Below are 24,679 nucleotides of genomic sequence, written 5' to 3' on the forward strand. Positions count from 1 at the left end.
GCCGACCGTCCGGCGCGCAGTTCGACGGGGTGAGCAGAGATGTCCGACCAGCAGCCCGGTTACGGCTACGGCCCGCAGGGCCCGCCGCAGCAGCAGCCGTACGGCGCCCAGGGATGGCAGTCCGCCCCGCCGGGCGGCTACGGCTACCCGTCCGCCGGTCCGTACCCGACCCCGGGATACGCCCCGCAGCCCCCGTCCGCGCCGTCCCACTCCACCGCGATGTGGGCGCATCTGAGCGCGCTGCTGACGGTCACCGCCGGGTCGGCGATCTGCTGCGGGATCGGCGCGTTCCTCGGCTGGATCGGCCCGATGTCGATGCGCAACGACTCCCGCAACAAGAACGACCCGTATCTGCGCCACCACACCACCGAGGCGCTGAACTTCGGGCTCACCCAGGCGATCATGGCGGTCATCGGCACCGTGCTCTACTTCGGCACGATGATCGTCTACGGCCTGGTGGCGGACGAGACGCAGCGCGCGTCCGCCGGGCTCGCGATCCCGATGCTGACGGTGGTCGCGATGATGGGCGCCTACGGCCTCACCGGCATCATCTGCGCGATCATCGCCACGGTGAAGGCCAAGGGCGGCGAGTGGTGGACCTACCCCCGCCTGATCGCCTGGCCGATGCTCAAGCCGTGAGCCGGGGGGCCGTCGCGCCCCTCCGGTGACGGGCAGGGCAGCGGGCCACCGCGGACCAGCAGCTACGGAAACGGCCCGGGGCCAGAAGCCCCGGGCCGTCGCCGTGTCAGTCCCGGTCCGTCACAGCGTCAGGCCGCGGACCAGCAGGTCGGCCAGGGCGCAGACGAAGAGCGCGATGCCGATGAAGCCGTTGACGCTGAAGAACGCACGGTTCAGGCGCGACAGGTCGTGCGGCCGGACGATCGTGTGCTCGTAGAGGAACGCGCCGACGACGATCACCAGGCCGATCCAGAAGAACACCCCGGCGCCGGTGGCCAGCGCGTACCAGACCAGCAGCGCGGTGGTGACGGCGTGGCAGGCGCGGGCGCCGTGCAGCGCCGCCGGGATGCCGAAGCGGGCGGGGACGGACTTCACGCCGTGCGCCCGGTCGGCCTGTACGTCCTGGCAGGCGAAGATCAGGTCGAAGCCGCCGATCCAGACGCCGACCGCCAGGCCCAGGATCACCGCGTCCCACGACCAGCTGCCGCTGATCGCCAGCCACGCGCCGACCGGCCCTATCGCCTGCGCCAGCCCGAGGATCGCGTGCGGGAAGTTGGTGAACCGCTTGCCGTACGGATAGACCACCATCGGCACCACCGCGACCGGCGCCAGCGCCAGGCACAGCGAGTTGAGCAGCGCCGCCGCGCCGAGGAAGACGACGACAGCGATCAGCGCGCCGGTCCACGCCGAGCGGACCGACACCGCGCCGGTCACCAGCTCGCGGCCCGCGGTGCGCGGGTTCCGGGCGTCGATCTCGCGGTCGATGATGCGGTTGGCGGCCATCGCGAACGTCCGCAGCCCGACCATCGCCACCGTCACCAGCAGCAGCCGGCCCCAGTGGATGCTCTTGTCCCACTCGTACATCGCGGTCAGCGCCGCGATGTAGGCGAAGGGCAGCGCGAAGACCGAGTGCTCGATCATCACCAGGCGCAGGAACGCCGAAACACCCCCACTCCGGTGGGGACCGCTCGCGCTGCCCTGCGCGACCACCGTCTCGCCGCTCACAGGCCGTACTCCTTCCACCGGCGGTCGACCAGCGCCGCCGTCCGGGGGTCCGACTCGACCATGTCCGGCCAGCCGCCGTCGCGGGTGTAGCCCTCCTCGGGCCACTTCTTCGTGGCGTCGATACCCGCCTTGCCGCCCCAGAACTGCTGGTACGAGGCGTGGTCGAGGTGGTCGACGGGGCCTTCGACGACGGTCAGGTCGCGGGCGTAGTCGGTGTTGCCGAGGGCCCGCCAGGAGACCTCGTGGAGGTTGTGGACGTCGCAGTCGGCGTCGACGACGACGATCAGCTTGGTCAGCGACATCATGTGGGCGCCCCAGATGGCGTGCATGACCTTCTGCGCATGCTTGGGGTACTTCTTGTCGATCGAGACGATCGCGCAGTTGTGGAAGCCGCCGGACTCGGGGAGGTGGTAGTCCACGATGTCCGGGACGATGATCTTCAGCAGCGGGAGGAAGAAGCGTTCCGTCGCGCGGCCCAGCGGCCCATCCTCCGTCGGCGGGCGGCCCACCACGATCGACTGGAGCAGCGGCCGCTTCCGCATCGTCACGCAGTCGATCTTCAGCGCCGGGAACGGCTCCTGCGGCGTGTAGAAACCGGTGTGGTCGCCGAACGGGCCCTCCGGCAGCATCTCGCCGGGCTCCAGCCAGCCCTCGATGACAACCTCGGCGTGCGCCGGGACCTGGAGGGGGACGGTCTTGCAGTCGACCATCTCGATCCGCTTGCCCTGGAGGAACCCGGCGAAGAGGTACTCGTCGATGTCGCCGGGCAGCGGCGCGGTCGACGCGTACGTGACGGCCGGGGGGCAGCCGAAGGCGATGGCGACCGGCAGCTTCTCGCCGCGGCGGGCGGCGACCTGGTAGTGGTTCCGGCTGTCCTTGTGGATCTGCCAGTGCATCCCGATGGTGCGCTTGTCGTGACGCTGGAGGCGGTAGAGACCGAGGTTGCGGATGCCGGTCTCGGGGTCCTTGGTGTGCGTCAGGCCCAGGTTGAAGAAGGAACCGCCGTCCTTCGGCCAGGTGAAGAGGGCCGGGAGCGCGTCCAGATCGACGTCGTCGCCGCGGAGCACGACCTCCTGGACGGGCGCGTCGTCGCCCTTGATCTTCTTCGGCGGGACGTGCGTCATCCCGGCGAGCTTGCCGAACGCCTCACGCATCCCGACGAAACCCTGCGGCAGCTCGGGCCGCAGCAGACCGCCGATCTTGTCGCTGATGTCGCCGTACGACTTCAGGCCGAGGGCCTTCAGCAGGCGGCGGTCGGTGCCGTAGACGTTCATGGCCAGCGGCATCGCCGAGCCCTTGACGTTCTCGAAGAGGAGCGCGGGGCCGCCCGCCTTCTGCACCCGGTCAACGATCTCGCCGACCTCCAGGTGGGGGTCGACCTCGGCCTTGATGCGCTTGAGGTCGCCCTCCCGGTCGAGCGCGCGCAGAAACGAGCGAAGATCGTCATAAGCCATACGTCCCAGTATCGGGTACGCACTACCCTGGACAGGTCACCGGGCCCCGCAGCGGGCCCGCCGCCGCGTCCAGGGGGCCCCTTCCGCAATGCTCAGGTATCTGCCGTTCATCCTGGTCCTGGCCCTGTGGATCTACGCGTTCATCGACTGTGTGAACACCCCCGAGTCGCAGATCCGCGGCCTGCCCAAGGTCATCTGGGTGCTCATCATCCTGCTCTTCGGCGAGGTGCTGGTCGGGCCGATCGCCTGGCTCATCGCGGGCAAGGTCCGCGAGCCCGCGGGCGGCGCGCCGCGCGGGCGGGCCACCTGGGTGGCACCCGACGACAACCCCGAGTTCCTGAAGTCCCTCAAGGACGAGAACAAGAAGGACGGGAGCGAGCGGGACGAGGCGCTGCTCAAGGACTGGGAGGCCGATCTGCGCCGCCGCGAGGAGGAGCTGCGCCGCCACGACGACGGCACTCCGAACGGCCCCGGCCAGACCCCGCCACCGTCGAAGGACTGACCTAGGGCTGTCCCGTTATCCCTGGTGGATCAGCGCGCGGCGTCAGATGCGGTGCGTCGCAAGGCGGAGGGGCGTCCGGATACTGGGTGTATCCGGATGTTCCGACAACGCGGCGAGGTGCCGTAGCTGTCGTCGCGCGCCCGCCAGGGATGACGGGACAGCCCTAGGCTGGGCGGCATGGATCTCCCCTCGGAGCCCGGCCGTCAGGAGTGGGCGCGCGACCGCGACGCACTGATGCGCGACGGCACGGACGACCACCCCGCCCCCGACCTGCCGGGCGACCCGCGCCATCTCCAGGAACAGGCCCGGACGATGCTGGCGACCGCGCTGGCGGAGGCGCGCGCCGGGGGCGACGAGGGCGGCGTCCCGATCGGCGCGGCGCTCTACGGTCCCGACGGCACGCTCTGGGGACGCGGCCGCAACCGCCGTGTCCAGGACGGCGATCCGTCCGCCCACGCCGAGACCGCGGCGTTCCGCGCGGCCGGCCGCCGCCCCGGCTACCGCGGCACCACGATGGTCACCACCCTCTCGCCGTGCTGGTACTGCAGCGGTCTGGTGCGGCAGTTCGGCATCTCCCGGCTCGTCGTCGGCGAGGCCCGCACCTTCCACGGCGGCCACGACTGGCTGGCCCGCCACGGCGTCCGCATCGTGGTGCTGGACGACCCGGAGTGCGTGGCGCTGATGCGGGAGTTCACGCAGGCGCGGCCGGAGCTGTGGCGGGAGGACATCGGGGGCGCCGGGGCGGAGTGAGCAGGGCGCCTCGCTCAGGAGCGGCGCGGCCTCGCGCCCCGGCAGGCCCGCGCCCCGTCGCTCGGCGGAACGGCCGCCGCCCGCTCAGGCGCCGAAGTCCGGCAACGTCACCGACCCGTCCTCCGCCAGCGGGAAACCAGGATTGTGCGCGACCTCCCAGACGTGCCCGTCCGGGTCGGTGAAGGCGCCGGAGTAGAAGCCGATCGGGTTGACGGCCGCGGGCCTGGTGACGGTGGCTCCGGCCCGTTCCGCCGCCGTCAGCAGGGCGTCGACCTCGGCGTCGGAGCGGACGTTGTGGGCCAGGGCGATGCCGCCGAAGCCGCCCGGCGTCCCGGGTGCCAGCCCGGCGTCCGCCGCCAGCTTCTCCCGGCCCCACAGGACCAGTCCGAGGCCACCGGCCTGGAAGAAGACGGTCTCCTCGACCTCCTGGCCGCGCCAGCCCAGGGCCTCGTAGAAGCCCTGGGCGCGGGCGAGATCGGTGACGCCAAGGGTGATCAGGGTGATGCGCTGCTCCATGCGCTCACCGTATGCCGCACGCCTCGCCCGCACGTCCGTTTCCGCCCCGCCGGGCCCTGCGGAAAACGACCGGAGGCGGCCCCGTGACGGGACCGCCTCCGATGGTGCGTACAGGTGCGTCAGACCCCGGCGTACGAATGCAGGCCGGTGACGAAGATGTTCACGCCGTAGTAGTTGAAGAGGTAGCAGGCGAAGGCGATCAGGCCCAGCCAGGCGGCCTTGCGGCCCTTCCACCCGGCGGTGGCGCGGGCGTGCAGGTAGCAGGCGTACGCGACCCAGGTGATGAAGGACCAGACCTCCTTGGGGTCCCAGCCCCAGTAGCGGCCCCAGGCGGCCTCGGCCCAGATGGCGCCCGCGATGATGGTGAACGTCCACAGCGGGAAGACCGTGGCGTTGACGCGGTAGGCGAACTTGTCGAGCGAGGCGGCGGCGGGCAGCCGGGAGAGCACGTCGTTGCCCCCGATGCGCACCCGCAGCCCGAACGTCGACTGCTCCTTGTCCTTGCCGGACCGGCGCAGCGTGTCCAGCCGCTCGTGCAGGGCGGCGACCCGGCCGTCGCCGAGCCGGTCCTCGTAGCGGTCGCGGAAGAGGAAGAGGAGCGTGGCGACGGCGCCCATGTAGAGGACGGCGCCGGAGATGATGGCGCAGCTGACGTGGATCCACAGCCAGTACGAGTGGAGCGCCGGGACCAGCTGGTCGCTGGCGGTGTACAGGACGGAGACCGCGAGGCCGAGGTCGAGCAGGACGGTGGTGACCAGCGGCAGCCCGATCCAGCGGACGTTCTTCTTCAGCACCAGCAGGATCAGGTACACCGAGACCGCGACGGCGGCGAACGTGGTGGAGAACTCGTACATGTTGCCCCAGGGGGCACGCTGCACGGACAGGGCGCGGGTGAGGACGCCGCCGACGTGCAGCGCCCAGGCCAGCACCGTCAGGGAGATGGCGATCCGGCCGTAGAGGTCGCCCTTCGCGGTGCCGCCGGCCGCGCCGGGGCCGTCGGGGACGTCCCGGCCGCCGGGAGCGGTGCGGGTGACGACCGCGGGCCGGTCCAGCACGGCGGTGCCGCCCTTGGCCGCCGACCGGACGGTGACGGTGGCGGGCTCGACCGCCTCGACGGTCAGCGCGGCGGCCGTGCGGCCGACCTTGCTGCGGCTGCCGAACACCCACTCGGCCATGTGCGCGAGGAAGGCCAGGGTGTAGACGGCCATCGCACCGTAGACCAGCAGATTGCTGTTGTGCGCCAGTGTCTCGTTGGCTGCGGCCGCGATGTTCACGCGCGCGCTCCTTCGGAGGGGTCAGCGGGGTCGGCGGAGTCGGTGGGCTGCGCCGGGTCTTCGGGGCCTTGGGGGGCCTCCTCGTCGGGGGACGCCGCGGCCGGGCCGGAGGCCGGTGCCGCGTCCGTACCGGAGGACGTGGCCGGAGCCGCGCCGTCCGGGCCGGGCTCGGCGTCCGGTGCGTCCGGCTCCGCGTCCGGGGCGACCGGCGCCTCCGGGGTCAGTGCGGCGGCCAGGTCGCCGAGTTCCTCCGGCAGCCGGGCCGATTCGCTGCGGCCCAGACCGGCGATCTCGACGACGGTGATGCCGTCCGGGCCCGGCTCGGCACGGACCCACACCCGGCGGCGCTGGATGAACAGCGAGGCCGCCAGGCCCAGCAGCGCCGCCACCGCGCCGGTCAGCGCGAGACCGTTGCCCGGCTGGTGGGTGATCTTGAAGCTGGCCCAGGTCTTGACGCCGGTGAAGGTGATGGAGCCGTCGCCGTTCGGCAGCTTCATCGTCTCGCCCGGCAGCATCATCTGCGCGAGCTTGCGGTCCTTGACCTTGTACTGCTTGAGGTGCTTCTGGTCGAGCTGGTAGACGCTCTGCGAAAGCCCCGAGTCCAGCCCGAGATCACCGTGGTACGCGGTGAGCGTCAGCACCGGGTAGTCGAGCGCCGGGAACGTCGAGAACATCGAGCCGGAGCCCTTGCCGCCGAAGGTCGGCACGAAGAAGCCCTGGAAGCCCAGCTGATTGCGCTTGCCGTCCTTGGTCTGCGCACTGGGCACCTTCACCACGCCGGTGGAGGTGAAGTTCTTCGGGTCCTGCGTCAGGAACGGCACCGCGCCGTCGTAGACGACCTTGCCGCGGCCGTCCTTGACCTTCACCTGCGGCGCGTAGCCGTGGCTGAGGAGGTAGACCCGCGACCCGGCGATGTCCAGCGGCTCGTTGACCTCGATCTTGGTGCGGTGTTCCGTGCCGTCGGCGCCGGTGTAGTACGTGACGTTGGCGCGGAAGGTGCGCGGCGTACCGCGCTCCGGCCCGGTGCGCTCGTACGTCGCGTCGAAGCTGTCGAGGGTGAAGCCGAACGGCTCCATCGCGTCCGGGTCGTAGAACGGGCCGGACGTGAAGTCGTCGTACTGCGTGAGGTTGTTGGCGAAGCCGTCGCCCTCGGTGACGAGCTTGCCGCCCTCGGACTTCCACAGGCTGCCGACGCCGAACGCCACCAGCATCACGATCAGCGCGACGTGGAAGACGAGGTTGCCCAGCTCCCGCAGGTACCCCTTCTCGGACGCCACCGCCGTACCGGCCCGGTGGACGCGGAACCGCCGCTTCTTCAGCAGCCGCTGCGCCGCCGCGAGGACCGCCTCCGGCTCCGCCTCCGTACGCCACGTCGCGTACGCGGGCAGCCGGGTCAGGCGGCGCGGCGCGCCCGGCGGGCGGCTGCGGAGCTGGCCGACGAACTGCCAGGTGCGGGGCACGATGCAGCCGATGAGGGAGATGAAGAGCAGCAGGTAGATCGCGGAGAACCACACCGAGCTGTAGACGTGGAACATCCCGAGCTTGTCGTAGATGCCCGCGAGCGAGGGGTGGTCGGCCTTGAAGGCGTCGACCTTGACGGGGTCGATGCTGGTCTGCGGGATCAGCGAGCCGGGGATGGCGCCGATCGACAGCAGGAACAGCAGCAGCAGCGCCACCCGCATCGAGGTGAGCTGGCGCCAGAACCACCGCACCCAGCCGAGCGGGCCGAGCGAGGGGAAGCTGATCTCCTCCTTGGGGGCGGTGGAGAGTTGCGATCCGGCCGCGCCGAGATCGGAGTCGCCGTCGCGCGGGGCGCCGGACTCCGCGTCGCGAGAGGTGTCGGTCGTGGTGGACATCGGTTCAGATCCCAACGGTGGAGCTTTGCGTCCAGCTCTGCAGCCCGGACATCATTCCGTCCCAGACGCCGGTGACCAGGAGAATGCCGAGCACGACCATCATGCCGCCGCCGATCCGCATCACCCCTACGTAGTGCCGCTTGACCCAGCCGAACGCTCCGAGCATCCGGCGGAACGCCAACGCCACGGCGATGAACGGCAGGCCCAGGCCCAGGCAGTAGGCGACGGTGAGCAGCGCGCCGCGGGAGGCGCTCGCCTGGTTGAGCGCGAGGGTGTTGACGGCGGTGAGGGTGGGGCCCAGGCACGGCGTCCAGCCGACGCCGAAGAGCGCGCCGAGCAGCGGCGCACCGGCCAGGCCCATCGCGGGCTTCTTGTGGAAGCGCACCTCGCGCTGCCCGAACCGCTTGAGGACACCGGCGAAGGCCAGCCCGAGCAGGATCATCAGGGCGCCGAGGACGCGGGAGATGATCTCCTTGTTCTCCTGGAGCCGCTGCCCGAAGAAGCCGAAGAGCGCGCCACCGGAGACGAAGACGGCGGTGAAGCCGAGGACGAAGAGCAGCGCCCCGGCGAACATCCGGCCGCGCTTGGCCTCCGCGAGGTCGGTGCCGGTGACGCCGGTGACGTACGACATGTAGCCCGGTACGAGCGGCAGCACACAGGGCGAGAAGAAGGAGACGAGGCCGCCGAGGAGGGCGACGGGCACCGCCGCCAGCAGGGCGCCGGTCATGACGGTGTCGTTGTACGCGGCGGCGAGCGTGATCACAGGATCACTTCTCGGCGATCAGCGGCTTGAGCATCGCGCGCAGGTCGTCCTCGGCGAGTGGGCCGAGGGAGCGCGCGGCGATCTTCCCGTGCCGGTCGATGACGATGGTGGACGGGATCGACTGCGGGTTGAGGCTGCCCTTGGGGAAGCGGAGCATCAGCTTGCCGGTCGGGTCGAACAGGCTCGGGTACGGCATCTTGTGCTGGTCCTCGAAGCTGGTCGCCTGGGTCTTGTTGTCGCGGGTGTTGATCCCGACGAACTGGACGCCCTGATCCTCGGTGTCCTTGGCGACCTTGGCGAAGTTCGGCGCCTCCGCGATGCACGGGCCGCACCACGAGCCCCAGACGTTGAGGACGACGACCTTGCCCTTGTAGGCGGAGAGATCGAGGGGCTTGCCGGTGGTGGTCTCGCCCGAGATCTCCGGCACCTTCTGCCGGTCGGCCGCGTCGACCCTGGCGATGCCGTTCTTGCCCTGGACGAACCGGGTCTGCGAGGAGCCGCCCGAGGTGCCCTCACCACAGGCGCTCAGCGTCAGCGACGCGAGCGCCGTCCCCGCAGCGAGCAGGGTGAGGCGACGGCGGCCGGTGAGGCGGCGGGGGGCGCGGCAGGCACTCATGTGAAAAGTTTCGCATGGGCGGATTCCGGATCTTTGGCGCCCCCCTCACCGGACGGATCCCGCCACGAAAGGGCATGTCACGGCCGTGCGCGGCCCGCCGGACGGGCCGCGCACATCCCGCGTCAGGCCGCGCCGAGGTACGTCTTCCACCCGCCGGCGGGCTGCTGGCCGACCGGCAGGGCCTGGAGCTTGGCCAGGACCGCAGGGTCCTGTGCGTCGAGCCAGTCGGTGAACTGCCGGAAGGAGACCATCCGCACGTCCCGGTTCTGCTCGTTGGCGATGTGCTTGAGCGCCTCCTCGACGGCATCCATGTAGAGGCCGCCGTTCCACTCCTCGAAGTGGTTGCCGATGAAGAACGGCGCACGGTTGGTCTCGTACGCCCGCTGGAAGCCGGAGATGTACGAGTCGGTGGCCTGGCGGCGCCAGCCCGGGTAGTTGGCGGACGGGGCGCGGGTGGAGTTCTTGGACTGGTTGGCGAGGATGTTGTAGTCCATCGACAGCACCTCGAAGGTGTGGCCGGGGAACGGGATCTGCTGGAGCGGGTAGTCCCAGATGTTCCCCTTCTTACGGGGCCACATCTGAAGGCCGCCGGGCGAGCTGGCGTCGTAGCGCCAGCCGAGCTTCTCGGCGGTGGGCAGCAGGTTCTCCTGGCCCAGGAGGCAGGGGGTACGGCCGCCGATCAGCTCCTTGCGGTAGTCGAAGGGCAGCGGCTCCACGTCCGCGAAGCCGGTGTTCGTCCGCCACTTGGTCACGAAGTCCACGGCCTGGTCGATCTCGGAGCGCCACTGGTCGGGCGTCCAGTTCTTGACCGTGCCGGAACCAGCGCAGAAGTGGCCGTTGAAGTGGGTGCCGATCTCGTGGCCGTCGAGCCACGCCTGCCGGACGCTCTTGAGGGTCACCTTGATGTGCTCGTCGGTGAGGTAGCCGATGTCGGAGGCACCGGGCGCGTTGTTGGGCGGGAGGTAGAGGTGCTTCTTGCTCTCCGGCAGGAGGTAGAGCCCGGAGAGGAAGAAGGTCATGGCCACGCCGTGGTCCCGGGCGAGTTGCAGGAAGCGCGGGAAGAGGCCGTTGCCGATCTCTCCCGCGCCGTCCCAGGAGAAGATCACGAACTGTGGTGGTGTCTGGCCCGGTTCCAGCCGCTCGGGCGCCTTGGGCTGGTGGGGCTGGCGTCCGTAGTCGGCGGTCGAGCCGTCGCCGATGAGCTTCGGCCGCGCCTGGATCGCGTTCTTCGCCCGTTGTTTGTCCGATGCGGTGTCCGTACCGGTCGAGCAGCCGGCGACGCCCAGCGCCGCGGCCGCCCCGATACCCATTCCCAGCAGGTTCCGCCGACTGATTGCGCGCATAGCGTCGTCCCCATCCGTGCTCGCTGATTCCAATATCCATATAAATGGACAATCAGTTAGATGGCCCGGCGAACGCAGAGGTTCCGCGCTATTCAGTTATATCTTATGACTTTTCAGGTATTCAGCGAGCCGTCCTTGACAAGCCGTCAGCCCGCGTAAGGCCCCGGACGCCGCGGACAGCAACGGGGCGACCCACGACGGGGCCGCCCCGAGGGCACACGCTCACGTCACGCGCCGAACGCCTTCACCTTCCCCTTGACCGGCTTCGCGCCCGCCAACAGATGAGACGGGACGAGGTCCCGTGCAGGTTCGCTGTAACCCACGGAAATAATCTTGTCGCCGTGGAACGTGAAGGACGTCAGGGACGCCAGCGTGCACTGCCGCTTGCGCGGGTCGTGCCACAGCCGCCGCCGCTCCGCGAAGCTCCGCACGATCCAGATCGGCAGCTGATGGCTGACCGCCACCGCCTCGTGCCCGCGCGCCGCATCCCGCGCCGCACCGAGCGCCGCCATCATCCGGACGACCTGCTCGATGTACGGCTCGCCCCAGGACGGGCGGAACGGGTTCGTCAGGTACTTCCAGTTGCCCGGCTTCTTCAGCGCACCGTCGCCGACGCCGAACGTCTTCCCCTCGAAGACGTTCGCCGCCTCGATCAGCCGCTCGTCGGTCGCCGTCGTAATCCCCAGCGCCGCCGAGATCGGCGCGGCCGTCTCCTGTGCGCGCTCCAGCGGCGAGGCGACGACATGTGTGATGTCGCGACCCGCGAGGTGCTCGGCGACCTGGTCGGCCATCTTCCGGCCCAGATCCGAAAGGTGGTACCCGGGGCGTCGCCCGTAGAGCACCCCCTCCGGGTTGTGCACCTCGCCGTGCCGCATCAGGTGCACAACGGTGAAGTCTTCGCTGCTCATGTCACCCATTCATTCAGTCGTCGGTCCGTGGATACGTCGGCCCGCCGGGGCGCGCGGCCGACCGGTACGTGCCGGTCGGCCACGTGTCGCGCTCCGGCTCAGGCGGTCGCCCCGGCGGCGGCACGGGCCGCGGCGGGCAGTGCGGCGGCGATCCGCTCCACCGCGGCGGCGTCGTGCGCGGTCGACACGAACCACGACTCGAACGCGGACGGCGGGAGGTAGACGCCCTGGGAGAGCATCGAGTGGAAGAACGCGGTGAAGCGGAACGACTCCTGCGCCTTCGCCGCGTCGTAGTCCGTCACGTCGGCGTCCGTGAAGAACACCGAGAACATGTTGCCCGCCGCCTGGACACGGTGCGCCACGCCCTCCTTGGCCAGCGCCCCGGTGACCAGCGCCCGCACCTCGGCGGAGACCGCGTCGACCTTCTCGTACGCCGCGTCGTCCAGCAGCCGCAGCTGCGCGACGCCCGCCGCGGTCGCGATCGGGTTCCCGGACAGGGTCCCTGCCTGATAGACGGGACCGGCCGGTGCCAGGTGCGCCATCACCTCGGCGCGGCCACCGAACGCCGCCGCCGGGAAGCCGCCGCCCATCACCTTGCCGAACGTCATCAGGTCCGGGGTGACACCGTCGATGCCGTACCAACCGGCCTTCGAGACGCGGAAGCCCGTCATCACCTCGTCGGAGATGTACAGCGCGCCGTTGGCCGCGCAGAGATCCTTCAGGCCCTGGTTGAAGCCGGGCAGCGGCGGGACGACGCCCATGTTGCCCGGCGACGCCTCGGTGATCACGCACGCGATCTCGCCCGGATGCGCCGCGAACGCCGCCCGGACCGCCTCGATGTCGTTGTACGGCAGCACCAGCGTGTCGCCCGCCTGCGCACCCGTCACGCCCGGGGTGTCCGGCAGACCGAAGGTCGCCACACCCGAACCCGCCGCGGCCAGCAGCGCGTCCACATGACCGTGGTAGCAGCCGGCGAACTTCACGATCTTGGCGCGGCCGGTGTAGCCGCGCGCCAGCCGGATCGCGGACATCGTCGCCTCGGTGCCGGACGACACCAGCCGCACCTGCTCGACCGGCGCGATCCGCGCGACGATCTCCTCCGCCAGCTCCACCTCACCCGCACCGGGCGTCCCGAACGACGTACCGTGCGCGACCGCCTCCTGGACGGCCGCGATCACCTCGGGATGGGAATGTCCGAGGATCATCGGTCCCCACGAGCACACGAGGTCGACATACTCCCGACCGTCGGCGTCCGTCAGGTACGGACCGGTACCGGACACCATGAACCGGGGCGTACCGCCCACGGCCCGGAAGGCCCGCACCGGCGAATTCACGCCACCGGGCGTCACCTGGGACGCGCGGTCGAACAGCGACTGCGAAACAGGGGCTTCATAAGGAAAAGTCACAGCGATCCTGACCTGCATATACGGGAGGGAAAGGGCGGCGCCACACGGACACGGCCCGGCTGACAACGGTGCGGGAAACCCTGGCGCGCGACCGGTCCGGCCCACGCCGTCCCTTCTCGGACCCTCTGGATTCCTCCCGCTCTCGGCCGGGCGTCAGCCCCCGCGTGTCTGCGAAACTGGGGCATCGTACGAATGGGTCACGCCATCCATGGTCTCAGAGGCGCGCAGGGGCGTGCGGCAGGGCGGTTTCGCGCGCCCATGACGGGGGAGATTCTGAGACGATGATCGGGTTGCGTGGCTGAGGCTGCGAGTGGTCGGGTGGGAGATATGCATCGCGGTGGCGAACTGGGCGAGGGGACCGATGACCGGGGCCCTGAGCGCGCCCAGCGCGGCCGCCACCGGCGCGACGGGATCAAGGGTGGGGACAGCAGAGGCGGCCGCATGGGGGTGACGTACAAGTACTTCGGCGCGCCCAACGGCGCCACCGCTGCCCGCGTCCCGATCTCGATGCGCCCTGAGGAGCTCGGCGGCGACGAGCTGGGTATGGGCGGCATGTTCACCAAGATCAAGCCGGAGACCATGGCCGCCATGGTCCTCACCGGCATCGAGGGCGTCCCGCTCCACAAGGTCCCACCGCTCGAACTCGTCGTACTGCACCCCGACTACGCGGTGGTCAAGCTCCCCATGACGGTCGTCGACCCGCTGCGCGGCATCGGCGAGGAGTCCGTCGGCGCCGCCGCGTTCATATGGTCCACCGTCCCCGACCGCGGCGGCCCGCGCGACGCCTACACCGTCTACCAGCTGCTGCACGAGTGGCAGGACTTCAGCCACCGGCTCCATGAGGCGGGGCATCAGGCGTACTGCCTGGTGTGGCCGTGACCCCGGTGCGGCCGTAGGCGTAACGCCCGAGGGCCCGGCGGAGCGCCTGCCCCGGGCCTGATCCCGGTGGCCCCGCGGGTCCGGCCGCGGTGACGCCCGTCCGCCGTGGCCGTCCGGTACGCCGCCGCTCAGACGCCCGGTGCGCCGCTGCTCAGGGGTGCGCGTCGGCGAGATAGCGCTGCACCGTGGGCGCCAGCCACGCCACGACCTCGTCCCGTTCGAGGTCGACGGCGGGCGGCAGGTGCAGGACGTAGCGGCACAGCGCCATGCCCAGGATCTGCGAGGCGATCAGCGCGGCGCGCTTCGGCGCTTCCTCGGGCGCCGGGCAGACGCCTGCGATCACCGGCCCCATCTGGTCCCGGAACACCTCGCGCATCCGCTCCGCGCCCGCCTCGTTCGTCACGCCGACGCGCAGCATGCCGGTCAGCGTCTCGTCGTGCTCCCAGCGCTCCAGGAAGTGGCGCACGAGGCGGGCGCCCATCTCCTCGCGCGGGACGGCCTCCAGCTGCTCCGCACGCAGATCGATCGCGGACGCGGCGGCGAACAGGCCCTCCTTGTTGCCGTAGTAGCGCATCACCATCGACGGGTCGATCCCCGCGTCGCGCGCGATGGCGCGGATCGTGGCCCGCTCGTACCCGTCGGCGGCGAAGCGCTCGCGGGCGGCGGCCAGGATCGCGGCCCTCGTGGCGTCGGAGCGGCGGGGGCGGGCGCCGGAGGCCACGGTGGGGGCGCGGTCCGCCGCCACGGCGTCCGGGGACGGTACGGAAGCTGCTCGGTCGGCCATCATGCCCACAACTGTATGCCCACGGGCGTGGACCGCGGGAGCGCCGGACCGGGGACGGGACGCAGGCATATACCGGCCCCGACCTGCGTCGGAATGGGATCCGCGTAGGCGCCCGGCCACTTTTGCCCACAACCGTTGACTTCGCGAGCGCGGCGGGCGTACGCTTGCCAACAAGCGTTGACCAACATGCGTTGGCACCCGTCCTTCCAAGAGTGCCGGGGCGTTTCGCTTGAGTGGTCGGCGCGGGGCGCCGCAAGGTGAGCAGCGCCCCGGCCGAGTCAGGTTGGCAGTACGTGTGGCATGGGGAGGCCGCCATGAACGTCATGCACAGCACCTCAGGTACGGCAGCGGGGCGGGAGCGCACGGACGGCCCTGCGGGTACGGAAGACCTGCGGGCCGTGGAAGGCCCGATGGATACGGAATGCCCGAGCAGCGCGGAAGGCGCGGCCGAGGGGGAGAAGGGGCCGGAGGGCGCGGTGGAGCCGGGGAGCACCGCGAGGCCGGACTCCGAGTCCGCCGATGTCCTGGCCGATGTGCTGGTCGTCGGGGCGGGGCCGACGGGGCTGCTGCTGGCGGGGGACCTCGCCGAGGCGGGTGTGCGGGTGACACTCCTGGAGCGCCGCCCGGACACCGTCAGCAACCTCACCCGCGCCCTGGTGGTCCATGCCCGCACCCTGGAGCAGTTCGACGCCCGCGGGATCGCGGACGAACTCGTCGCCATCGGGCACCCGTTGCGGCAGCTGCGCCTCTTCGGCGGCGCCGCCGTCGATGCGAGCCAGTTGCGGACGCGGTTCCCCTTCGTCCTCGCCGTCCCGCAGTACGAGGTGGAGCGGCTGCTGATCCGGCGCGCCCGCGCCGCCGGGGTCACCTTCCGGTACGACTCCGCGGTGGAGGACGTCCAGCAGAGCGCATCCGGTGTGACGGTCCGCGTCCGCGGCGCCGAAGGAATCCGCACCCTCCGCGCCGCCTACGTCGTCGGCACGGACGGCGTCCACAGCACGGTCCGCACCGCGCTCGGGCTTCCGTTCCCCGGCCGGTCCGTGCTCAACTCCCTGCTCCTCGCCGATGTCCGGCTGGCGGAGCCCCCCACGCAGCCGTTCGTCCTCAAGGCCACCCGCGACGCCGTCATCCTCATCGGCTCGTTCGGCGACGGCTGGTATCGCATCACGGGCTGGAGCCCTCATCACCAGCCCGACGAGAACACCCCCGCCGATCTGGACGAGGTCCGCGCCCTCACCCGCCTCGCCCTCGGCACCGACCACGGCATGCACGACGCCCGCTGGGTCTCCCGCATCCACAGCGACGAACGCCAGGTCCCCTCCTACCGCGTCGACCGGGCGTTTCTCGCCGGGGACGCCGCGCACGTCCACTCCCCCGCGGGCGGCCAGGGCATGAACACCGGCCTCCAGGACGCCGCCAACCTCAGCTGGAAACTCGCCGCCGTGCTCCACGGCCACGCTCCCGAATCCCTGCTGGACAGCTATCAGACCGAGCGCCACCCCGTCGGCACGGCCGTACTGCGCAACAGCGGCGCCCTGCTCCGCCTCGCCAAACTGCACACCCCGCCGCAGCGCGCCACCCGGGCGGCCGCCACCCAACTCATCAGCCACGTCCCGCCGATCAACCGGGGCGCCGTCCGCCGACTCTCCGGCCTCGCCATCGCCTACCCGGCGCCCCGCAAGGCCCACCCGCTGACCGGCCGCCGTGCCCCCGATCTCCACCTCGCCGACGGCAACCGCCTCTACGAGCTGCTGCGCCGGGGCGCCTTCGTCCTCATCACCCCGCCCGACGAGCCGGTCGACGTTCCCGAGGACCGTCTGACCACCGCCTCCTGGCGCAGCGACCGCCGCACCGCCCTGCTCGTCCGCCCCGACGGCTACATAGCCTGGGCCGACGACACGGCCGAACCGGCCGCCCGCGCCATGGCACTTCGGGACGCACTCCACCAGTGGACGGGAGCGGGCGAGCGCCCCGCCGCCGAACGGGCCTCCGGCCGGGCTCTTGCCTGAACGACCGGGCGCGGCGGGGTGAGCTGACCGGGCATCGGGCCCTACCCCCTCGGCCGGGCGGCGCCCCGCCGAGGGGGTGGCCCGACCGGCGCCGGGGCCCGGGTACCGGCTCGCCCCCGTGCGGGTTCCGGCCCCCGGATCGGCCCGGCACGGAGCCCGGATCGGGCTCGGCCCAGCGCGGGCCTGTCCGACTCGGCCCAGCGCGGGCCCGGTCCGGCTCGGCTCGGGCAGGGCCCCGCCTCGGCCTCGTTCGGGCCCCGGCCCCCGGCTCGGCCCGGTTCGGGCACCAGCTGGGCCCGACCAGCACGGGAGGGCGGGGCTCCTACCCTGGAGCGCATGGTGATCGCCCGTTCCGTGCTTCTGTTCGTCCTTGCCGCGCTCTTCGAGATCGGTGGGGCGTGGCTCGTCTGGCAAGGCGTGCGGGAGCACAAGGGCTGGCTGTGGATCGGTGCGGGCGTTCTCGCGCTGGGCGTCTACGGCTTCGCCGCCACGCTTCAGCCGGATGCCGAATTCGGCCGCATCCTGGCCGCGTACGGCGGGGTCTTCGTCGCGGGCTCCCTCGCCTGGGGCATGGTCGCCGACGGCTACCGCCCCGACCGCTGGGACGTCATCGGCGCCCTCATCTGCCTCGCGGGTATGGCCGTGATCATGTACGCACCCCGGGGACGCTGACCCGGTCCGGGACGCCCCTCGCAGCCGAGTCGCGCACCCGGGCCCGCAGCCGGGTGCGGGCCCGAGCCCCGAGCTGAAGCCCAAGCCCGTACGGGCCCCGCGCCCATGCCCCCAGCCGGGCCCCGGGCCGAAGCTCCAACCCGCACCCGGGTCCGAGCCCTGAGCCCGCACCACGGCCCGAGCTCCAGCCCGCGCCCCGGCCCGGGCCCCAACCGCCCACCCCGGCAAGGGCCGTGACCCACCACCGGACGGACGTCATCCCCCCACCGCTCGGCGCCCACCCCAAGATCGCCCCGCATATCCTGAGCAGCACACCGTGCGCCCGTCGTCGCAGCGGGTGCCTCCATCCCGTCCCGAGGAGAGCGCATGACTGCCGAGGAGCGCGCCGCAGGCGCCCGTATCGCCGTTGTCACCGGAGCCAGCAGCGGTATCGGCGCCGCGACCGCGCGGCAGCTGGCCGACGCCGGGTACCGCGTCGTGCTCACCGCGCGCCGCCGGGACCGTATCGAGGAGCTGGCCGCCGCCCTCCCGAACGCCGAGGCGTACGTCCTCGACGTCACCGACCGGGCGGCCGTCGACGCGTTCGCCGCCTCCCTCGACCGCTGCGACGTCCTCGTCAACAACGCCGGGGGCGCCCTCGGCGCCGACCCGGTGGCCACCGGCGACCCGGCCGACTGGCGCGCCATGTACGAGGTCAACGTCCTCGGCACGCTCCACATCACCCAGGCGCTGCTGCCCGCGCTCACCGCGTCCGGCGACGGCACCGTCGTGGTCGTGTCGTCCACCGCCGGGCACGGCACCTACGAGGGCGGCGGCGGGTATGTCGCCGCCAAGCACGGCGAACACGTCCTCGCCGAGACGCTCCGGCTGGAGCTGTGCGGTCAGCCCGTCCGCGTCATCGAGATCGCCCCCGGCATGGTGAAGACGGAGGGTTTCGCGACCACCCGGTTCCGGGGTGACACCGCGAAGGCGGCGAAGGTGTACGAGGGCGTGGCCGAGCCGCTCGACGCCGACGATGTCGCCGCCACGATCACCTGGGCCGTCACCCGCCCGCCCCATGTCAACATCGATCTGCTGGTGGTCCGCCCCCGCGCCCAGGCGTCCAACTCCAAGGTCCACCGCACCTCCTGAGGCCACCGGCCAGGCCGCTCGGCGCACCGTCACACGGCCGCCGGGAGGGCGTTCGGGGCCGCCACGGAGGCCGCTCACCACGTCTGCACATCCCACCCACAGAAAGATCACCATGAAGATCAACATCGGGGCCCACCAGGCCACATGGAATCCGCGTCGCGGGGAACGGGGAGAGGCGTGAGTACCTTCCGTATCCCCCTCCCCCGTATCCGCCGCCGTTCCGGTCGGGCCCTCAAGCGCGCCGCCGTACTGGCCGTCGCCGCGGGCGCGCTGACCACCGGCCTCTCCGTCGGCCCGGCCTTCGCCGCCATGGGCGACAACCTCGTGGACACCCCGGCCGCCTGTGCGTTCTACGAAGGCCGGCAGACCGCCGCCTTCGGCGACCAGGGCGACCGTGTGTCGCAGATCCAGTGCCTGCTCGCCAACCGCAAGTACCTGGGCTGGAACCACCTCAGCGGGCACTTCGACGCCCCCACGCTCGTGGCCGTCGTCAACTTCCAGCGGAACTACGGTCTGGTGCCGGACGGCGCCGTGACCCCCGAGACCTGGAACGCCCTGTACCACGCCGGTACCTACGCGGCCTGACCTCTCCCCGCCCCACCCCGTAAGGGCCGTCTTCGGACGGCCCTTACGGCCATCCGGGGCCGCGCTCAGTCCAGCCCGCCGATGCCGATCAGCGCCAGGGTGATGTTGTCCGGCCCGCCCGCCTCGATGGCGGCCTTCCACAGTGTGAACGCGGCCTTGCTGTTGTCGTCCGCGTACCGGCGCAGCACCTCGTCGATCTCGTCCTCCGGTACGGGGTCGGTGAGGCCATCGGTGCAGATCAGGTACCGCGCGTCCGGGGTGTGCGGGACGGCGGCGATGTGCGGGACGACGGGGGTGTAGCGCAGGCCGCCGCCCAGGGACTGGGTGAGGAGCGAGGTGGTGCGGCGCCCCCGAGACAGCGGCGGATTGTCGTCGACGCTGAGCCGCCGCGGTCCGCCCGGCCCGGCGTCGAGCACCCGGCTGTCGCCGACGTTGAAGGCGAGGACGGAGTCCGCCAGGGCGACCACACCGGCGACGGTGGTGCCCATGGTGGCCAGTGCGCGATTGCGGTCGGCGGCGTCGTAGACCGCGCGGTTGCAGACCGTGAGGGCGTCGCGCAGCGCGTCCTCGGAGGTCAATGAGGCGCTGGACATGGAGAGTTGACGTACGGTCAGCTCACTGGCGACCTCGCCGCCCGGCTGGCCGCCGATGCCGTCGGCGACCGCCACGACCAGCGGGTGGCCGAGCGGGAAGACCAGGGTCTGCGGGTTCTCGGTGACGGTCCCGCAGAGCGTCCAAGGGCCGGCCACCAGGCTGTCCTCGTTCTGGTCACGGACCAGCCCCGTGTGGCTCAGCGCGGTCACGGTGACGTACCGCATCGGCACACTCCCCGCCGCCCGCCCCCGGCCGGGCCGCCTCGACATCGCCTCCTGCCACGAGACGCGCCTGCCGCACGCCTCCCCTCCATTGTGTGCCCGGCCCCGGCACCCGCGCCCGACGAGGACGGGTGGGGGCGGAGAGCAGGCCGGAGAAGGAGAGACGAAAAGAAGGGCGGCGGAAAATCCACATTCAACGCGCCACCCGGCGCACCATTCAATTCAATGGATCAACGCGCGGGGCACGCCACCGAAGTCAGCGGCGGAACGGGATCCAGAAACAGACGCCCGTCGCTCTTTGCGATATCCCAGGTCATGCAGAGATGCGGCGCACGCATCTGCACCTGCTTTTCCCCCAGCCGGGAAACGGAGATATCCCCGGCATTCCCGGAATCCTTCACCTTGTCGACCAGCGATGTGGCGTAGGTGTCGGCTCCGTCGCCATTGACGTAACGGGCCAGGCTTTCCGCATCACCTTTGTGCAGGGTTTCCGCCACGCCGGAGGTGAGCTGCTGGGGCGATGCCGCTCCCGGGTCGGGCTCCTTCGCGATGCCGACGACCACTACGGCGATCCATGCCGCGAAGAGGGCAAGGCCGAGGGGGAGGAGAAGGCGGCCGCTTTTTCGCTTGGCCCCTTGGGGCTGCGTCGTCGGCGTCGCGCTCTTTCGCGCTGTCGGCATCCGCCCTCCTCATTTCCCCTGCTCCGTGCGCCTGGCGGCGAGTGGGCGGGAATCACCTCGGTGGATGCTGCCCACCCACCGCCAGTCAAGAGTACCGGATCATATTCCGGTCAGGAGCACCGGATCAATTGTGGATCGTGATGCACGCCTTGGTGCCCGGGTACTTGCTCCAGTAACCGCACATCCGGGTGTTGTTCGGGAAGCTCTTGTTAATGGTTTTGGTGACCTTCTTGTCCTCCACCCGCCGGGCGCTCACGGTCGCACCCGTCCACTTCCATTTCCCGGCGGTGACGACCGGCTTGTCCTTCCAGGCGCGGTTGTTCGACTGCTTGTCGAGGGTGAACTTGTTGACCTTGAGCTTGGTCCCCTTGACGTTGAGGCAGACGGAACCCGACCCATCGGTGGAACCGGGGTTTCCGGTGCACCCCTCCGCCGAAGCAGCCGCCGGCGAAGCCGCCAGCGCCAGCAGCGAAACGCAGCCCACCAAGGCGCTCGCGGCGAACCGCGTACGCCGCATTCGGTCTGTCATGACTTCTCCCCTGAGTAATGCGATGCGACGTTCCAGGCAGCGCGACACCCCGTCAGTGACGCCGAACGATCGGTCCACTGACACCGCGCCACCTGCCCTCACCCCCTCTTCCTACTACGGAGGCGTAGAGGAACGCCTCCGATTTCGCGGAGGGGCGGTCACCAGCCTCATCGAGGAAGCCGTCCGGGCGAGCATCTGACCGGCGGCACGGGGGCTCCCCGGCCCCGCCCTCCGGGCGGGGAAGCCATGATCTCCCCAGGCGTCCCTCGGCAGCGACGGCAGTCTCAGCGCGCTCCTCGGCGCAGCCCGGGTGCTCCGGCAGCATTGACAAAACCAGAAGGGCCGAGCCGTGCACAGGGTAATCGCGGGCAGGGGTGAGCCCCGGCCCACCCCACGAAGGAAAGGTGGACCGGGGCTCTCCGGAGCATCGGCCCGCCCGGGCCAAGGAGCCACCTGCCCGGGCGGGCAGCCGGCGCTCCGGGGTAAGCCGGGCGTCGAAGCCCTCAGAGAGTGATGACCGCGCCGTGGGCGCTTGCCGGCTGGTAGTTGGGGCTTCCGGCATAGCTGACGGTGTAGCCGCCGTTGAGGATGATCAACGGCAGGGCCAGGAGCGCATCGCACACCGCCACGCCGTGGGCGTCCGTGGTGGACGTGCACAGGGTCGTGCTGCCGGTGGTGAAGGTGATGGGCTGTCCGGCGATGGGCAGTCCGGTGTCAAGGTCCGTGAGCGTCGCGGTCAGCCGCCCGACGTGGGGCTGGGGCGGGAAGAGCTGGACGAGCGCGGGAGTGGCGGTCAACTGGGTGCGGTCGCGGGTGTAGGTGAACGGGATGCTCGCGCTGCCGCCCGGAGTGGTGACGGTGACCGTGACCGTTCCGGCCGCGTGCGGCGGCAGGGTGGCGAGGATCTCGTTGTCGGAGACGACCGTGTACGGCACCGGGGTGCCGTTGACCATGACGCTGGTCGCTCCGGTCAGCCCGGTCCCGCTGAGGGCGACCTGAGTGCTGGCACCGGCCGGCCCGCTGGTGGGGAAGATCCCGGTAAGGGTGGGGACCTGCGTCACGTAGGTGTAGGAGGTGGCGCTGGTCGCGATGCCACCGGGCGTGGTGACGGATACCGGGCCGCTGACGGGCGCGTGCGGAGCGGTGGTGGCGACGATGGTGGTGTCGTTGAGCACCGTGAAGCTCGCGGCAGGAACTCCCGCGATGCTGACCGCCGTCGCACCGGTCAGTCCGGTACCGGTGATGGTGACCTGCGTACCGCCGACGGTGCTGCCCGAGGTGGGGGTGAAGCCGGTGATCGTGGGGACCGGGGTGACGTAGGTGTAGGTCGCCGGCCCGATGGCGGTGCCCCCGGGAGTGGTGACAGACACCGGTCCGGTGCCAGGTGCGTGCGCGGCGGTGACGGCGGCGATGTGGGTGTCGTCCACGACCTGGAAGCTGGCCACCGGGGTTCCGGCGATGCTCACCGCGGTCGCGCCGGTGAAGTTCGTGCCGGTGATGACGACGAGCGTGCCGCCGGAGGTGGTGCCCGAGACGGGGTTGATGCTGGTGATCGTGGGGGGCGGGGTGATGAAGGTGAAGCTGCCGCCCGTTCCACTGCCCAGGGTGGTGGTGACGGTCGCCTGGACGGTTCCCGCGGCGTGCGGAGGCGTGGTCGCGGTGATGGTGTTGTCGTCGATGAACGTGAACCCGGCGACCGGCGTGGAGTTGAGCGTGACGGAGGTGACTCCCGTGAAGCCGCTTCCGGTGATGGTGATCGAGTCGCCGCCGAGGGTGGTTCCGGAGGGTGGGGTGATCGTGTCCACGATCGGGCGGATCTGCAGGACACTTACGTCATTGCTGCCGTTGTTGGTGACGTACAGGAAGTTGCCGTCGGGGGTCACCGCGGCGCGGGAGGGCTGGGTACCCACCGGCAGTGTGGCGATGATCGTGTTCGTCGCGGTGTCGATCACGCTGACGTTGTTGGCGCCGAAGTTCACCACGAACACCCGCGAGCCGTCCGGACTGACCGCCACCCCGGCGGGCGTGCTGAAGCCCGGGATGGTGGCGACCACGCTCGGCGGGCCGGTCGTGGTGTCGATGACACTGACAGTGCCGGAACCGTTGTTCGCCACGTAGACGAAGTTGCCGTCCGGGGTGAAGCCGACGCCGATCGGGGTGCTGCCTACCCCTACCGTGGCGGTGACCGCGTTGGTGGCGGTGTCGATGACGCTCACCGTGCCGCTGCCGGAGTTGCTCACGTACACCGTCGAACCGTCGGGACTCACCGCCACCCCGTTGGGGAGGCTGCCCACGCCGATGGTCGCGAGAACCGTGTTCGTGCCGATGTCGATGACGCTGACCGTTCCGGATCCGTGGTTTGCCACATAGGCAGTCGCACCATTGGGGGTGATGGCGATCTCGAACGGATTGGCCCCCACGGTGATCGGTGATCCGACGATGGTGTTGCTGGCGGTGCTGACGACACTCACTGTGTTGCCGCTGCCGTTGGTGACGTAGGCGAAGTTGCCGTTCGGAGTGATCGCCACCCCGATCGGCCCGTTGAAGCCGCTGACGGTGGCGACCACGCTGGGCGGGCTGGTGGTGGTGTCGATGACGCTGACGGTGCTGGAACCGTTGTTCGCCACATACGCGAAGTTGCCGTTGGGGGTGATCGCCACCCCGATCGGGCCTGTTCCGACCGGCACGACCGGGTCGGCGAGCAGCAGCCCGGCCCGCGACGCCACCGCCGGGTGCTGCACGGGCGCCCCTGCTGGCACAGCAGCCTGCTGCGCCAGCACTCCGGCGATGAACCGTGCCAGCGTCTCGTGTGCTGTCCCGCCGGCCGAGCCCGGGCCGTGGCCCATCGCCGACGCACTCTGGTTGGCAAGTGCTATCGCGGACGACAAAGCGCGTGTGGTATCCATGACGTCTCCTTTGACTGCGCGGGGGCCGCCGGCCCGCCCCGAGCTGTCGACGACGCCGACACGCCCGTGCGGAAGCCGATATCTCCTCACTGGGAAACCCAGCGCCACCAGCCGGAACGTCAATCCCTACGGGCAGACCACATCCCCAGAAGAGGGATGGGCGACCCGTGAGGCTTCTGTTCCGTCAATAAGACACCCACCCGTGTCACTTGAACAGTCGGCCCCTTTGACATTCATCCGAATGGCCGAGCGTGCTGGCTCGGGAGAAGCAATCCCGCCCTCCGCAGCAATCTGCCCTCACTTGGTCTCGGCGCCGCCTGCGTCGCCCCGGAATCCCGGTTCCTTGAGGCGGGCCGAAGCCCCCGGCCGAGGACGCCGAGCCTGCCACCTCCGCAGCTGTGAGGAAGCTGGCGAGGAGGGCAGCACCCGACATCTACCGGGCATCGCCGGCCTCGTCTCCGACCGCACGGCGAACAACTGAACCGCAGTTCCATAAGCAGGGCAAAACGGCCCGCAGCGGTGGCAAGCCACTTTGGCTATCAGCGGCCAGGTAGCGCAGATACTGCGGCGTGGCCAGGATGTTCCATTTCTGGCGACTCACGTGCGGATCGAGGCACT

23 protein-coding genes are annotated in these 24,679 nt (G+C 70.8%); 8 read left to right on the plus strand and 15 right to left on the minus strand.

Annotated elements, in window-relative coordinates; translation table 11 throughout:
- The first annotated feature begins 39 nt into the window (after positions 1–39).
- The gene (locus OG422_RS13540; protein ID WP_143941101.1) at positions 40–639 is read left to right on the plus strand and encodes a DUF4870 domain-containing protein; all 600 of its coding nucleotides are present in this window, start codon (positions 40–42) and stop codon (positions 637–639) included.
- Between the two features lie 120 nt (positions 640–759).
- Here OG422_RS13540 and mqnP read toward each other — a convergent pair whose 3' ends face one another.
- On the minus strand, positions 760–1,683 hold the full coding sequence (gene mqnP / locus OG422_RS13545) for a menaquinone biosynthesis prenyltransferase MqnP (protein WP_405742964.1): 924 nt from the start codon (positions 1,681–1,683) through the stop codon (positions 760–762).
- Positions 1,680–3,137, minus strand: a complete 1,458-nt coding sequence (locus OG422_RS13550; protein ID WP_143941100.1) for a menaquinone biosynthesis decarboxylase — start codon at positions 3,135–3,137, stop codon at positions 1,680–1,682. Before OG422_RS13550 ends, mqnP begins: the two co-directional genes overlap by 4 nt.
- Positions 3,138–3,225: 88 nt before the next feature.
- Here OG422_RS13550 and OG422_RS13555 point away from each other — a divergent pair, with 88 nt between their 5' ends.
- Positions 3,226–3,639: a PLD nuclease N-terminal domain-containing protein gene (locus OG422_RS13555; RefSeq protein WP_405742966.1), complete on the plus strand. Its 414-nt coding sequence runs from the start codon at positions 3,226–3,228 to the stop codon at positions 3,637–3,639.
- Positions 3,640–3,951: 312 nt separating this feature from the next.
- The gene (locus OG422_RS13560) at positions 3,952–4,389 is read left to right on the plus strand and encodes a nucleoside deaminase (protein WP_405747778.1); all 438 of its coding nucleotides are present in this window, start codon (positions 3,952–3,954) and stop codon (positions 4,387–4,389) included.
- A gap of 84 nt (positions 4,390–4,473) precedes the next feature.
- On the opposite strand, the gene OG422_RS13565 is transcribed toward OG422_RS13560, so the two are convergent.
- The 8 genes from OG422_RS13565 to hemL all read right to left on the minus strand — a co-directional run bounded on the left by OG422_RS13565 (position 4,474) and on the right by hemL (position 13,071).
- The gene (locus tag OG422_RS13565; RefSeq protein WP_405742968.1) at positions 4,474–4,905 is read right to left on the minus strand and encodes a VOC family protein; all 432 of its coding nucleotides are present in this window, start codon (positions 4,903–4,905) and stop codon (positions 4,474–4,476) included.
- 119 nt (positions 4,906–5,024) lie between these two features.
- A complete protein-coding gene (gene ccsB / locus OG422_RS13570; protein WP_143941097.1) occupies positions 5,025–6,179 on the minus strand; it encodes a c-type cytochrome biogenesis protein CcsB in 1,155 nt (384 codons plus the stop codon).
- Positions 6,176–8,035: a cytochrome c biogenesis protein ResB gene (locus OG422_RS13575; RefSeq protein ID WP_405742971.1), complete on the minus strand. Its 1,860-nt coding sequence runs from the start codon at positions 8,033–8,035 to the stop codon at positions 6,176–6,178. Before OG422_RS13575 ends, ccsB begins: the two co-directional genes overlap by 4 nt.
- 4 nt (positions 8,036–8,039) lie before the next feature.
- On the minus strand, positions 8,040–8,798 hold the full coding sequence (locus OG422_RS13580) for a cytochrome c biogenesis CcdA family protein (protein WP_405742973.1): 759 nt from the start codon (positions 8,796–8,798) through the stop codon (positions 8,040–8,042).
- Positions 8,799–8,802: 4 nt separating this feature from the next.
- Positions 8,803–9,414, minus strand: coding sequence for a TlpA disulfide reductase family protein (locus OG422_RS13585; RefSeq protein WP_143941094.1), 612 nt, complete (start codon positions 9,412–9,414; stop codon positions 8,803–8,805).
- A 122-nt stretch (positions 9,415–9,536) separates the two neighbouring features.
- On the minus strand, positions 9,537–10,757 hold the full coding sequence (locus OG422_RS13590; RefSeq protein WP_405742975.1) for a hypothetical protein: 1,221 nt from the start codon (positions 10,755–10,757) through the stop codon (positions 9,537–9,539).
- A gap of 227 nt (positions 10,758–10,984) precedes the next feature.
- Entirely contained in the window at positions 10,985–11,665 is a 681-nt protein-coding gene (locus OG422_RS13595; RefSeq protein WP_405742977.1) for a histidine phosphatase family protein, read from the minus strand.
- Positions 11,666–11,763: 98 nt separating this feature from the next.
- Positions 11,764–13,071, minus strand: coding sequence for a glutamate-1-semialdehyde 2,1-aminomutase (gene hemL, locus OG422_RS13600; RefSeq protein WP_405742979.1), 1,308 nt, complete (start codon positions 13,069–13,071; stop codon positions 11,764–11,766).
- 327 nt (positions 13,072–13,398) lie between these two features.
- Here hemL and OG422_RS13605 point away from each other — a divergent pair, with 327 nt between their 5' ends.
- Positions 13,399–13,950, plus strand: coding sequence for a hypothetical protein (locus OG422_RS13605; RefSeq protein ID WP_143941090.1), 552 nt, complete (start codon positions 13,399–13,401; stop codon positions 13,948–13,950).
- 151 nt (positions 13,951–14,101) lie between these two features.
- Here OG422_RS13605 and OG422_RS13610 read toward each other — a convergent pair whose 3' ends face one another.
- Positions 14,102–14,734 carry a TetR family transcriptional regulator gene (locus OG422_RS13610; protein ID WP_143941089.1) on the minus strand — a complete coding sequence of 211 codons (633 nt, stop codon included), beginning with the start codon at positions 14,732–14,734 and terminating at the stop codon, positions 14,102–14,104.
- A 410-nt stretch (positions 14,735–15,144) separates the two neighbouring features.
- Between OG422_RS13610 and OG422_RS13615 the strand changes: the two genes are divergently transcribed.
- The 4 genes from OG422_RS13615 (at position 15,145) to OG422_RS13630 (ending at position 19,131) form a co-directional block, all read left to right on the plus strand.
- Entirely contained in the window at positions 15,145–16,743 is a 1,599-nt protein-coding gene (locus tag OG422_RS13615; RefSeq protein ID WP_405742981.1) for an FAD-dependent monooxygenase, read from the plus strand.
- 336 nt (positions 16,744–17,079) lie between these two features.
- Positions 17,080–17,415, plus strand: a complete 336-nt coding sequence (locus OG422_RS13620; RefSeq protein ID WP_143941087.1) for a YnfA family protein — start codon at positions 17,080–17,082, stop codon at positions 17,413–17,415.
- Between the two features lie 366 nt (positions 17,416–17,781).
- A complete protein-coding gene (locus OG422_RS13625) occupies positions 17,782–18,546 on the plus strand; it encodes an SDR family oxidoreductase (protein WP_405742983.1) in 765 nt (254 codons plus the stop codon).
- A gap of 177 nt (positions 18,547–18,723) precedes the next feature.
- A complete protein-coding gene (locus OG422_RS13630; protein ID WP_251076536.1) occupies positions 18,724–19,131 on the plus strand; it encodes a peptidoglycan-binding protein in 408 nt (135 codons plus the stop codon).
- Positions 19,132–19,196: 65 nt separating this feature from the next.
- Here OG422_RS13630 and OG422_RS13635 read toward each other — a convergent pair whose 3' ends face one another.
- From OG422_RS13635 to OG422_RS13650, 4 genes are all read right to left on the minus strand, one after another.
- Positions 19,197–19,949 (minus strand): PP2C family protein-serine/threonine phosphatase, encoded by a 753-nt coding sequence (locus tag OG422_RS13635; protein ID WP_405742986.1) that lies wholly within the window; start codon positions 19,947–19,949, stop codon positions 19,197–19,199.
- 227 nt (positions 19,950–20,176) lie between these two features.
- Positions 20,177–20,626: a hypothetical protein gene (locus tag OG422_RS13640; protein WP_405742988.1), complete on the minus strand. Its 450-nt coding sequence runs from the start codon at positions 20,624–20,626 to the stop codon at positions 20,177–20,179.
- Between the two features lie 124 nt (positions 20,627–20,750).
- On the minus strand, positions 20,751–21,155 hold the full coding sequence (locus OG422_RS13645) for a hypothetical protein (protein WP_143942646.1): 405 nt from the start codon (positions 21,153–21,155) through the stop codon (positions 20,751–20,753).
- 503 nt (positions 21,156–21,658) lie between these two features.
- Entirely contained in the window at positions 21,659–24,061 is a 2,403-nt protein-coding gene (locus OG422_RS13650) for an IPT/TIG domain-containing protein (protein WP_405742990.1), read from the minus strand.
- Between the last annotated feature and the right edge of the window lie 618 nt (positions 24,062–24,679).

Origin of the sequence: Streptomyces sp. NBC_01525, from assembly GCF_045040405.1 — a bacterium.
In the GTDB taxonomy this organism is placed as follows: Bacteria; Actinomycetota; Actinomycetes; order Streptomycetales; family Streptomycetaceae; genus Streptomyces; species Streptomyces benahoarensis.